At 65.4% G+C, this 11,381-nt stretch carries 10 protein-coding genes; 1 reads left to right on the top strand and 9 read right to left on the bottom strand.

Annotated features, from left to right (window positions below):
* The first annotated feature begins 1 nt into the window (after position 1).
* Positions 2-988 carry a dihydroxyacetone kinase subunit DhaK gene (gene dhaK, locus ACSQ3P_RS25715; protein ID WP_436168310.1) on the top strand — a complete coding sequence of 329 codons (987 nt, stop codon included), beginning with the start codon at positions 2-4 and terminating at the stop codon, positions 986-988.
* Between the two features lie 201 nt (positions 989-1,189).
* On the opposite strand, the gene ACSQ3P_RS25710 is transcribed toward dhaK, so the two are convergent.
* The 9 genes from ACSQ3P_RS25710 to ACSQ3P_RS25670 form a co-directional block, all read right to left on the bottom strand.
* Positions 1,190-2,167: a Csu type fimbrial protein gene (locus ACSQ3P_RS25710; protein ID WP_436168309.1), complete on the bottom strand. Its 978-nt coding sequence runs from the start codon at positions 2,165-2,167 to the stop codon at positions 1,190-1,192.
* Positions 2,158-4,587 (bottom strand): fimbria/pilus outer membrane usher protein, encoded by a 2,430-nt coding sequence (locus tag ACSQ3P_RS25705; RefSeq protein WP_436168456.1) that lies wholly within the window; start codon positions 4,585-4,587, stop codon positions 2,158-2,160. The genes ACSQ3P_RS25710 and ACSQ3P_RS25705 overlap by 10 nt, the downstream gene beginning before the upstream one ends.
* A 10-nt stretch (positions 4,588-4,597) precedes the next feature.
* Positions 4,598-5,317: a fimbrial biogenesis chaperone gene (locus tag ACSQ3P_RS25700; RefSeq protein WP_436168308.1), complete on the bottom strand. Its 720-nt coding sequence runs from the start codon at positions 5,315-5,317 to the stop codon at positions 4,598-4,600.
* 132 nt (positions 5,318-5,449) lie between these two features.
* Positions 5,450-5,935 (bottom strand): Csu type fimbrial protein, encoded by a 486-nt coding sequence (locus ACSQ3P_RS25695; protein WP_436168307.1) that lies wholly within the window; start codon positions 5,933-5,935, stop codon positions 5,450-5,452.
* Between the two features lie 264 nt (positions 5,936-6,199).
* Positions 6,200-6,640: a hypothetical protein gene (locus tag ACSQ3P_RS25690; protein WP_436168306.1), complete on the bottom strand. Its 441-nt coding sequence runs from the start codon at positions 6,638-6,640 to the stop codon at positions 6,200-6,202.
* Between the two features lie 202 nt (positions 6,641-6,842).
* Positions 6,843-8,282, bottom strand: a complete 1,440-nt coding sequence (locus ACSQ3P_RS25685; protein ID WP_436168305.1) for a protein kinase domain-containing protein — start codon at positions 8,280-8,282, stop codon at positions 6,843-6,845.
* A gap of 14 nt (positions 8,283-8,296) precedes the next feature.
* Positions 8,297-9,037 (bottom strand): metallophosphoesterase family protein, encoded by a 741-nt coding sequence (locus ACSQ3P_RS25680; protein ID WP_436168304.1) that lies wholly within the window; start codon positions 9,035-9,037, stop codon positions 8,297-8,299.
* A gap of 119 nt (positions 9,038-9,156) precedes the next feature.
* Positions 9,157-9,822 (bottom strand): GntR family transcriptional regulator, encoded by a 666-nt coding sequence (locus ACSQ3P_RS25675; RefSeq protein ID WP_310151468.1) that lies wholly within the window; start codon positions 9,820-9,822, stop codon positions 9,157-9,159.
* A complete protein-coding gene (locus tag ACSQ3P_RS25670; protein WP_436168303.1) occupies positions 9,819-11,303 on the bottom strand; it encodes a flagellar biosynthesis protein FlgA in 1,485 nt (494 codons plus the stop codon). The genes ACSQ3P_RS25675 and ACSQ3P_RS25670 overlap by 4 nt, the downstream gene beginning before the upstream one ends.
* Positions 11,304-11,381 lie beyond the last annotated feature (78 nt).

Raw genomic sequence — 11,381 nt, 5'->3', positions numbered from 1 at the left:
CATGAAGAAGCTGATCAATGCCGTCGACAGCATCCTGTCGGAGAGCCTTCAGGGACTGGAAGCCATTCATGGTGATATCCTCGTCCTCGGTGAAGACGAGAAATTCGTCCGACGCAAGGCGCTGACGGACGGCAAGGTGGCGCTGATCTCCGGTGGTGGTTCCGGCCATGAGCCACTTCACGCCGGCTTTGTCGGGCTCGGCATGCTCGATGCCGCCTGCCCGGGGCAGGTCTTCACCTCGCCGACGCCTGACCAGATGCTGGCCGCGTTGACGGCCGTCGAGACCGGCGCCGGCTCGCTCTTCATCGTCAAGAACTACGAAGGCGATGTCATGAACTTCGAGATGGCGGCCGAGATGGCCGAGGGGAAAATCGCGACGGTCGTCACCGATGACGACGTGGCCGTGCCAAAATCGACCTGGTCGACCGGCCGACGCGGCGTCGCCGGCACGATGATTGTCGAGAAGATGGTGGGCGCGGCAGCCGAGCAGCGCCGCGACCTGAATGCGTTGAAGGCACTCGGCGACGAGGTCAATCGGCGCACCCGCTCGATGGGCGTGGCGCTGAGTTCCTGCACCGTGCCTGCGGCCGGCAAGCCGACCTTCACGCTGGGCGAGGACGAGATGGAGATCGGCGTCGGTATCCATGGCGAGCCGGGCCGGCGGCGCGTGAAGCTCGCCTCCGCCGACGCCATAGCCGACGAGATGATGGGCGCGATCCTCGACGACCTTGCGCCGGCGCGTGGCACGCCCTGCCTGCTCCTGGTCAATGGCTTTGGCGGTACGCCGAGCATGGAGCTCTACCTGATGGCCAATGCCGCAAGGCGCATCATGACGGGGCGTGGTTTCGCCATCGCTCGCGGGCTGGTCGGCTCCTATGTCACCTCTCTGGACATGGCCGGCTGTTCCCTGACCGTGACTGCGCTGGACGACAGCCTGATCCAGCTCTGGGACGCGCCGGTCCACACGGCTGCGCTGCGCTGGGGCTAGAGTATTCTCGAGCGAAATGGACACTGGTTCGCGTGAAGGACGTGCTCTAGAAGCGCCTGCAATCGTCGCATGTCAGCTACCGGCGCGGGGGGCAACGCCCGCTTTTGGCACTCCCCGGACCTGTGAGTCGGCTTGAAGATGTCGTTGGCGTTTGCATCGTGGCGGATTTCGAAATTTCGGCGCCATGAGGCTTCTTCGAGTTCAATAGGTCACCGACACGACAATCGTATCGCTGTAGAGCCCGGGCGACGGGGTTGCTTGTACGGGCACGCGCCCATAGACCGTGGCAGTCTGTGCCACCCCGTTTCCTGTTGCCGAAAGCGTATCGCTACCCAGCGTCTGGCCAAAGGCCTGTGTTCGGGCCGCATTCCGATAGAGGCCGTATGTTACGGTCTCGGCTCCCTTGGTCATGCGCCGCAAGGTCGGGTTGGTCGCCCCCGAGAGGCCGCCATCGAGGCCGATCTGGTACGACGTCCCATTGGTGCAAGTCGGAGCCAGCGTCGTGCTCGCATCATGCTGGGCGCTGAGGACGCCAAATGAGCCGAAGCTCAGATTGTTGGTGGTGACGCGGCAGGTCGCGGGCACATTGGCCGTGACCGCGAAGCTCGTCGTCTGCGAGTTCGTCAGCAGGTTGCACCCGAGCAGGAAGGACAGAAGCCCATAGCGGATCCGCGCATCGGTTCCGGTGAAGCTGCTGGAATAGGAGAGCGGGGCGACGGTCGCCTGGCTGCTGTAGACGCGGCCAAAGATCGTCTGGCTGCGGCTGCCGCTGCCGCCTGCCGACAGGACGATATTGAAGCCCACCGGCGAGGCGCTTCCCCCCGGCCAGGCATCGGAGCCCCATGGCGATCCGGCAGAAGCATCGCTGAAGAGCCCATAGCGAAGCTGGTTGGCGCCATTCAGCATGAAGCGATTGGCGGCGCTGGTACCTCCACCCGAACCCGGCCCGAGGTCGAGACAGACCCCGACCGTCGAGAACGCAAGCCCAGTACACGATACCGTCGCCGTCGCGCTGGCATCGACCTGCGCATTGGCGGTCACGTCGATATCGCCGAAGGCCAGCGGCGTGATGCTCAACGAGCAGGACTGCGCCACAGCCGGAGCCTCGATCGACAGCAGGGCCAGCACGGCGACTGCCGGCAGGGCCAGACAACGCCGGAAGAAGCGTCTTACCGACATGACACGGGCCCCAGCGTGACCTGCGTGGCTTGACGCGGTTCGAAGGAAAAACGGGCCCGGCATTCGCCCTTGTCGAGCTGGACCACGATGTCGTTGCCGGGCCCTAGATTCTCGACGAAGGCGCGACCGTCATAGCCAACGACGAATTCGGGTGCCGCCGCCGTCCCGCGCAGCCCGGGCTGAAGCGTGCCGCTCAGGCCTGCCCGGAGCGGCTTGCCGTCAGCGCCATGCAGGATGACGATCGCCGCGTTCGAGGCTGATCTGACACCGAAATCGACCACGACCCCGGCGCGGTCTGTCGGGGCCAAGACCTCCAGCGTCGTCTCGGCGAGCGCGGTTACGGGGAGCCCGCGAGGATCGATCGAAACCTTGTTGGACTGGTAGGATCGCAAGGTCGGAATCAGCGCGTTGCCGCTGGCGTTGGTGCGCGCGACGACGCGGTTCTCGTAAAGGACATCAACGTCGGGAGCTCCCGCCTTGGCAACCGCGAAGGCATCGTCGATGCGATTGCCCAGGAACAGATCGCCGCCGGCCAGCACGATGGAACCGTCGAGCTGGGCCGTTCCCGAGAGCCGATCGCTGGCCTGCGTCACGCCGGCTTCGATCTGGCCATAATTGCCGCGATAGGCGAGCGATGCCGAGCGTCGCTGCTGGCCGCCCTGACCCTCGACATCGCGCACGCGCCAGCCGACGCTGCCGACCTCCTGCCGGAGCGGCTTGCTGACATCGGCCGCGAGCGCCCAGTTCGAGCCGGAGCGGCTCGTGCCTGTCGACGAGGTGATGTCGGCGCCGAAGGGGAAGGACAAGCCGGCGAAAATGCCGGCCGAGCGGCGATCGTCCAGATCGGTGAAAACCGTCGCGTAGAACGACCCGCCGCTCGGCAGCGCACGGGTATAGCTCGCATTGACGACGCGGTTCGAGCGTCCGACGGCCGGCTTCACATGCGCGAAGCCGAAGCTGATGCCGCCGCCCAGCATGGGCACGGGCAAGCCGACCGAGAGCCGGTCGAGCGCGCGCGGCGGCAGCAGGAGGCGCCCCCATGTGACGGCGTCCGCTGCCGAGGTTCCAGCCATCGCGACATAGCCCGCCAGGCCGTTCGCGCCGGGAAGGGCGGCGACCGGCGGCACCGTGACCGAGGCGAGGTCGCGATATGCGCCGAGGCTCCGCTGCGATGAGGCCAGGAATGAGACACCCCAGAGCTGCGTCTCAAAGGAAAGATACGCCTGGCCACCCGTGGCACCACCCTGCCAACTGCCCGCTCCGGCCGCGCTGAAAAGGCCGAACCGGCCGAGACCGAACACGCCGCCGAGGCTCGCCGTGCCCAGCCCGTGCGTCGCCTCGGCATGCGCCAGCACCGTGACATTGTCGCTGACCCCGTAGCGGGCGCTACCGGAGCCGGCGATGTCGCCGCCATAAATGCTCGACCGCAGCCCGTATTGCAGCCGGGGGGCGCCGATCTCGGCGGAGAAGTCGAACAGGCCTGGGCGCAGCAGCTTGCTCGAGACGATGAAGGGCAGGTTCGCCTCGGTCTGCTGGCCCGACGCATCCCGCACGACGACATTCGCATTGCCGTTTCCCGACAAGATCGGGATGTTGGTGATGCGGAACGGACCGCTGCCGACATCCTGGGAGACCGTCTTGGTGCCGTTGACGAAGACATCGACGGTCGAGGGAACAGCCGCGCTGCCGGTGACGCTGGGTAGGGGCAAGGTGATCAGGTCCGGCCGCAACCCGAAATTGCGCTGGACTTGCAGCCCGCCCATGCGGATCGGCCGGGTCCAGGCCAGGCCGCCCGAGATCATGTCGCCGGCACGGTAAGTCAGCATGGTGCCGGGATCGGAATAGCTCCAGCTCGTTTCCAGCCGCAGCGCCTCTGTGCGCCCGCCGTCCAGCGACCGGTCGCTGACGATGCCCGTCTGTGACAGCACGCCGAACGGGCTGAAGACACGCGCATCGAGGTTCGCCGAAAGACTAGGATAGCGCCAGAAACTGCCGAATTGCTTGCCCTCGGAACTGCCGAACAGTGTGTAGTTCAGCACGGCGCCGGTCCCGGCAGAACCGACCGTCGGCGAAGGGACGTCCCTGGCTGCCGCGTCATAGGTCTTGGGCAGCCGGCCCGCCTGCGGCAGTCGGATATCGATCCTCTGGGCCGCCTCATCATAGCGATAGGTCAAAGCGGGGATCGCGGAGAGGGGCACATCCTCATCCCGCTGGAATGCCTGGGGCACCCTGATGCCAAGTTCCTCGAGTTCCTTGCGGCGGGCGGAGATCTCGCCGTTCCCGCCCTGGTGAAAGGCTCCGATCAGCCCGATCGCCTGCCCGTCGAGGAGAACGTCGAGATGCAAGCCGCGTTCGGGGCGGCCATCGCCGGCTCGCCCCTCCGCAGCCCAGCAGGCATGACCGAACATCGGCAGAAGCACCGCCAACGCCCTACCGTGCCGTTTGCACGGGGAATGTCGCATTGAACGGACCAGTTTCGGTCATGCCGGAGATGGTGACGCTTGCACCGGATTTCGTCGGGCGCGCCGGCGCGGCGACATCCCACCGCATCGAAGACCTGCCGAGGGAATACCCGAGCAGCCCCTTGCCCGCCGACAGCACCTGTCCCGACGCATCGCGCAGGGTTACGGCGGCCAGGCGAACGCGGGTGTCACCGCTGTTGACGGCAGTCAGCGTCATGCCCCGCCCGTGCTGGCCGGCGCTCCAGCTTATGGCGGGAAGCGAGGCCGACTTTCCCGTGAAGAAGACGGGCACGAGATGGCGCATGACCAGCGCAACGGTACCCGAGGCGCGCTTGGGTTTGGGCAACTCGTCGATGACGAGCCGGTAGGCCTCCTCCTTGCCCGGCGGCCGGCTGGCGACACGGATCACGCGCACCGTGTAGTCCTGGCGTGAACGCAGATCGACCAAGGGCGGGCTGGCGACGACATCGTTGGTCGGCTCGAGCCGCTCTACACCGTTCTCCTGTGTCCAACGGAAGATTCGGAGTTGCGCGGTGATCGGCTCGACATCGGTGTTTCGCAGCGTGATCGTGGCCGTGGTCGCTGGCGCCGGCAGATCGAGCAGCACTGGCGCGACCTGCAGCGAGGCGGCGCTTGCCTGCCCCGCGAGGCTGGCCGCCAGGACGACGAGGGCGGATATGGTCTTCATCGCGTGTTTCCTTTCGAACTGGGCGCAAGAATTGGCCGGGCGACCCGCTTGGCGGCCTCCATCATTGCGAAGCGATCGGTTGGGTTGGGCTCTGCTGCGATGCCGCGGCTCATGCGGCGGCGCGGTAGCGTCTCAATAGGTGACCGTCACCGTGATCGTGTCGGAATAGAGTGCGGGGCCCGGCGTGGTCTGGACAGGCACCCGGCCATAGACTGTGAAGCTCTGTCCGGAGCCGTTTCCGGTTCCCGCGACCGTATCGGTTCCGATCGCCTCGCCCCAGTTCAGGGTCCGGCTGGCGTCGCGAAACAACGAGTAGTTCACCAGCCCCCCGGTGCCGCTCATCTGACGTGTCGTGACGCTCGCGCCGTTCACGCCCTGGTTGAGGCCGATCGTATAGGGCGTCGTGTTCGTGCACTGGACGGAGATTGTGCTCGTCGTGTCGATATTGGCAGCGAGGACGCCGACATTGCCGAAGTTAAGGTCCGTCGCGCTCGCAACGATGCATGCGGCCTGTATATTGATCTGTACCTGAAAGTTCCCGACTGCCGTTGCGGCTCTAGAATGAGACGAACACACCACGCAAAAAAACGCAGCGATGGCGATTTTTGGCAAGCTCATGGTGAAATCTCTTTCGATACCTACGATCATAGACTCCTGCTGATGAAGGCTAGAGCGGGATGGTTAATGCATCGTGAAAAATGCAACCAAAAGTTGATTATTACAATCTTAGGGGGTATTCCCCGACTCCGCGCAGGTCGATGGCTTCACGCTCGGACCTCGGCGTTTGCGCAAGCGGAGGCGGGGCGGAGGGGGTGAAGCGGGAGGGCGAGTTTGAATTTCTCGCCCGGACCGTAGGCGGAAGATTGGGAACACCAGGCCGGCCTAGCCAAACACAGTCGAAATGATGCGCGCGCAGATCGTCATTAGCTCCGAATTTAGTACTCCGACGACCATGACGTTGAGCAGAACAAAGAAAAGACATCCAATTCTGGCGGCAAATTCATCTGTGCTGTAGCCAATAATTCCGATGATGACCCCAATATATGCCGTAAATAGATACGCTGCTGATAATTTCAATCTGTAAAGGGATTGGCTTTCGCCGGCAGGATATGAATTCCAGTTCGCTATTGCGAGTTCGATGCTATCGATCAAGAGCAAGGTGACGAATATCAGAAATAGCGCGCTGATGACTTTATTCGCTGTGCTGAACGATGTTGATGTCACTCGAAATTTCCGATGCCGCCTGATTGGAGCATAGGCACATATTGGAGAAACGCCGCAAGCCACTCTTTCCAGAATGCTGATCGGATGGGGTTCGCGCATCGCTTCTCAAGGACCGTTTGAAAACTCCAGTCCTTAGCGCCGCCATCATCTCCTCATGCTCGGCGACGGCGCCGGCCGATTTCTGCGGGCCTTCATCGTCGATGAAACGCAAGCGCTTGATCCGCGCCTGAAGCGTCTCTCGTGCATGTCCATCAGCACGGGTTGCCCGAGGCCTGCGTCACGCGCGCTGGGTCGACCGAGCCTAGCCCTGTTCGCCGGCAGCGCCCTTGATCCGCACGACCGAGACCGAGCAATGCGCCTCCGCGACGACCTTGGTCGAAACACTGCCGAGATGGCGGCGCAGCGCCGAAGAGGAGCGGGCGCCGATGACGATGTGGTCGATCTGGTTGTGCTCGGCATAGCGCAGGACCGCATCGGCGGCGCTCACCGCCTCGATGACGTGATAGCTGACACGCTCCTCGCTCAGATGCAGCGGCCGCGCCCAGTCCTTCAGTGCGACCAGCCGCTTCACGTAGATCGAGTTGCCTTTGGAGTCGGCGTATTGGGTTTCCTTGACCAGATCCGTCTTGATCACGGTCAGGCAGGCGAGCCAGGAATCCGGCCGCGCCGCGAGAAGCCGCTGCGTCTCGGCCAATATCGCCGCCGCCAGCGGGGTGGCCCCGTCCGACAGATCGACGGCGGTGAGCACGATCGAAGGCCCGGTTCGGCGGCTGCCTTCCGCCGCCGTCCCAACCAGCGCCGCCTCGTTGGGACGGTCGAACAGCCGCTTCAGCCAGCCGAGCATTCCGCCTGGTCTGGCGCGGCTTGAGCTCGGCAGCACTACCTGGTCGGGATGGCGCAGATCGAAGATGAGCTTGGCGGCGTCGGCGTAACGCCGGCTGCGATCGACCTCGAGGCAGCGCGCCACGATCGCTTCGAGCCAGGCCGGGATGTCGGGCCTGATCGCGCGCATGGGGCGCGGCGCATGATAGAGGCGCCGCTTCATGCCGGCGGTGGTCGAGGGCCTTCCGAAGGGTTCTTCGCCTGTCGCAAGCTGATAAAGGATGCAGCCGAGCGCGAAGAGATCACTGGCGGGGTCGGTTCGGTCGCCCAGCACCTGTTCGGGGGCGATATAGGCGGGCGTGCCCATCGGCACCGTGCTTTCTTCGCCGAGCAGGTCCGGCAGATCGGCATGTCGCGCCAGGCCGAAATCCAGCAGCACCGCGCCGCGTTCCGCCAGGATGACGTTCTGCGGCTTGAGATCGAGATGGACGACGCCCTGGCGATGCAGGTCCGTGAGCGCCGTGCCGATCGCGATGCCGATCCGCGCCACCTCCTCAGTGGGAAGCGGTGCGGTCTCGGTGTGTTTCGCCAGGCTCACGCCCGCGACGAACTCCATGGCGAGATAGGGCAGCTCGGCGAGATCGCCGGAGGCGATGAAGCGTGGCACATGCGGGCCCGAGAGCCGCTTCAGGATCATCTCCTCGACCTCGTAGCCGATGATCACCGAAACGTCCTGGCCTGGATCGAGGAACGGGATCTTGAGGACGAGGGGGAGGTCGAAATCCGCGTGCCGCGCCCGCCACAGCGAGGCCATGCCGCCGGAGGGAAGCTGCTCGATCAGTTCGAAGCCGTCGATCTCGGCACCGGTCTTGATCTCGGAGCCGGTCTTGGTTTCGGAGACAGTCTTGGGTCGTTCCACGGCGTCCTCCCTCCTCATCGACCGATCAGCAGGCGCAGACCCAACCAGCTGGAGAGGCCGAGCATCTTGATCTTGGCCGCTGTCGCCTCGTTGTCATAGGGCACGCGCCGCATCGTCACGCTGGCCTCCTCCAGATCCAGCAGCGCGAAGCACGCCGCTGGATTGCCGTCGCGCGGTTGGCCGACGGCCCCTGTGACGATGACGTGCCGGTGCCGGGCCAATAGCGGCGCGGCGACTTCGTCACGAGGAACGAACATCGTCGGTCGCCGGTTTGGATGGCTGTAGAACACGGTTGGTCGGTGCGTATGTCCGCAGCAGATCAGCGCCTCCGTGCTCGCCGCCAGGCAGCGCATCGCCGCTTCGGGATCGGCGACATAGTTCCAGCTCTCGGGCCGGTGAGCGCTGGCATGAACCCATTGGCAGCCGAAGCGCGTGATCGACAGCGGCAGCGCCGCGAGGAAGGCGCGGTGGTCGTTGTTCAGCCGCGTGCGGGTCCAGCGTATCGCTTCGCGCGCATTCGGCGTCAGCTTGTCTCTGTCGGAGCGCGCGGCCTCGTCATGGTTGCCGAGCAGGCAGAGCGCGCCATCGGAGACAAGCCGCGCCACTGTCTCGATCGCAAATTCGGGATCGGGCCCGTAACCGACCAGATCTCCAAGGACAACGATCTGGTCCGGCGCCAGCTCCTCGACAACCTCGAGCACTGCCTCCAGAGCTTCGCGATTGGCATGGATGTCGGAGAGCACCGCGATGCGCATGGTCGGATGGTGTTAGCATCGATGCGGGCGGGGCGTCGAATGGGCTTAAGTCGGTCTTGATTCGGACGCGAAGACGGTCCGTGCCCCGCCGCTGTCGGGGCGAGCTGGATTCCGCCCCCTCAAAACACGTCGGCGACGCGCAGCCTGGTCGATTCCATGTGCCTGCCGATGACGTCGAGAAGCGCGTCTGCGTCGCGCTTCAGCAGCGCCGCCATCATCTCTTCATGCTCGGCGACGGCGCCGGCCCATTTCTGCGGGCCCTCATTGCCGATGAAGCGCAAGCGCTTGATCCGGGCCTGAAGCGTCTCGTGCATTTCCATCAGCACTGGGTTGCCCGAGGCGGCGACGATGGCGCTGTGGATCGCCTGGTTGAGCTTGAAATATTCGAGCCGGTTGTTGGATTTGTAGAGCGCCAGCATCCGCTCGTGCAGCCCGTTGATCGCTTGAATCGTCGCGTCAGAGGCCAGCTCGCAGGCCATGCGGCCGCCAAGCTGTTCCAGCGTCTTCAGAACCTGCAGGATCTGCGCGAGATCCTTGGCGGTGAATTTGCGCACGATCGCGCCCTTGGCCGGCAGGATCTCGACGAGCCCTTCGCTGGCGAGCGTCTTGATCGCCTCGCGCAACGGCGTGCGCGAAACTCCGAGCTGAGCGCCGACCTGGCCCTCATTGATGCGCTGGCCGGGTTCGAGCCTGCCCTCGATGATCATGTCGCGAAGGCGCTCCAGCACCTCCTCATGCAAGGTGCGGCGCGTGATCCTCGGATACTCGGCCACCGCTTCGCTCATCGTGCTGCCATTGCTCCTGTGCTCGCGTCGTTTACGGCATGGCCTCCCTGCGCTGTCAAACCGGCATCTCCTGCCTTGTCCGCGAAACCTGCCTTGTCCGCGAACAGGGCATCCTGCCGCCGGCGCATCGCGAGCAAGCCTGAATCCGCGGCAATGTCGACATCGCCCAGCGCGATCGCCTGGCCGGCCCGGACGGGGGCCACGAGCTTGCGGTCGGCGGCCAGATAGAACGGGGCAGGGCGGTCCTCGGCGAGGGCGGCCGCAGGACGGACCTCTGCGCCCACGCCGTCGATGCTGTGATGGTGTCCGCCCATGCTCAGCACCGTGCCGGCTGCGAGATCGCGCTGCGCCACGGCGACGAGGTCCTGGCGCGGGCGGTAGTCGTCGCCATAGCCGGAGCGGCCGAGGCCCGCGGCGTCGAGGATGGAGGTGGCGACTTCCACCCCCAGCAGATGGCGCGGCAGATACAGCATCGCGGTCTCAGCTGTGCGGCTGACGACATGCCCTTTTCCGGCGAGCATCTCCCAGGTCTCGGCGTTCTCGCAGGCGACGACGACGAAGACGCCGCCGGCGAAGCTCGCCTCCTCGGCCAGGCGCAGATGGTGGAACACGTCGATTCGCCGCGTACCCGAAAGCAGGCCGCCCTGCGTCGCTTGCGAAAACAGATCGGCGATCTCCGGGATGCGCGCCGGCGGGGCATGGAAAGCGGCGGTGTCGGCGACGAGATCGGTCGCATTGGCGACGAGCGTCATCTCGCAGAGATCCGGCACTGCCCGCAGCGGGAAGGCCTGGCCGAGGATGCGTGCGCGTTCCGCGGCGGTGGCGACGATCGAGCGCTTCCCCGGCAGCCAGTGCTCGCGCAATTCCGGCAGCAGTCTGGTCACGCCATTGCAGGCGACGGACCCGGTCGCCGCATCGAAGACGAAGTCGTATTCGCTCGATTTGCCCGCCGCGATCAGCTCCAGCCCCAGAACCTCTGCCCAGCTCACCAGCGCAATCAAAAGGCTGGGCTGGTCGCCGTCGACGGGGGTGACGACCACGCCCTTGTCGCGACCGAGGCGGGCAAGGCCGGGTCCGACGACGCTGTCGGCCTCCTTGGAGACGAGCGCGACATGCCGGCCGGCCTCGATCGCCATCAGGCTGTGGCGGGTCGCGGCCTCGGGGCCGCCGGTTGCCTCGACCAGCATCGAGAAGGGCAGGTCGATGACGCTCTCCAGCCGTCCCGCCGCGATATGGCGGCCAGCCGCCCAGGCTGCGCGCGCTTCGGCCGCAGTCTCGCAGAGCGCGATCTCGCTTGCCGCGATCCCGGCCGCGGCAAAGGCGCGCCCGGCCGCTTCCGCCGTCATGTCGACGGCGATGCGCGCATTGACCAGCGCGATGCGGCGCGCCTGGGCAAGGTAACTGCGGCCAAAGCCGCCGCTGCCGACCAGGCAGGTCTCGATCGGCTGTGTGATGCCGGCGTAATGCGCGTGGAAATTCATCGTCGTCTCTTCCCAACATGGCGCCGTCATCCGGCCGGGCCGGTTCGCGCCTTTCGATGTCTGTCTACAGCAAGGAGA

It is taken from the genome of Allobosea sp. LjRoot9 (assembly GCF_964252745.1).
Lineage (GTDB): Bacteria > Pseudomonadota > Alphaproteobacteria > Rhizobiales > Beijerinckiaceae > Allobosea.
Note: the sequence above shows the minus strand (reverse complement) of the source record. Positions and strands in the feature narration are given on the sequence as shown.

Coding starts and splice junctions, on each gene's coding strand:
- dhaK (WP_436168310.1), top strand. CDS start 2: ATGAAGAAGCTGATCAATGCCGTCGACAGCATCCTGTCGGAGAGCCTT.
- ACSQ3P_RS25710 (WP_436168309.1), bottom strand. CDS start 2,167: ATGTCGGTAAGACGCTTCTTCCGGCGTTGTCTGGCCCTGCCGGCAGTC.
- ACSQ3P_RS25700 (WP_436168308.1), bottom strand. CDS start 5,317: ATGAAGACCATATCCGCCCTCGTCGTCCTGGCGGCCAGCCTCGCGGGG.
- ACSQ3P_RS25695 (WP_436168307.1), bottom strand. CDS start 5,935: ATGAGCTTGCCAAAAATCGCCATCGCTGCGTTTTTTTGCGTGGTGTGT.
- ACSQ3P_RS25690 (WP_436168306.1), bottom strand. CDS start 6,640: ATGCGCGAACCCCATCCGATCAGCATTCTGGAAAGAGTGGCTTGCGGC.
- ACSQ3P_RS25680 (WP_436168304.1), bottom strand. CDS start 9,037: ATGCGCATCGCGGTGCTCTCCGACATCCATGCCAATCGCGAAGCTCTG.
- ACSQ3P_RS25675 (WP_310151468.1), bottom strand. CDS start 9,822: ATGAGCGAAGCGGTGGCCGAGTATCCGAGGATCACGCGCCGCACCTTG.
- ACSQ3P_RS25670 (WP_436168303.1), bottom strand. CDS start 11,303: ATGAATTTCCACGCGCATTACGCCGGCATCACACAGCCGATCGAGACC.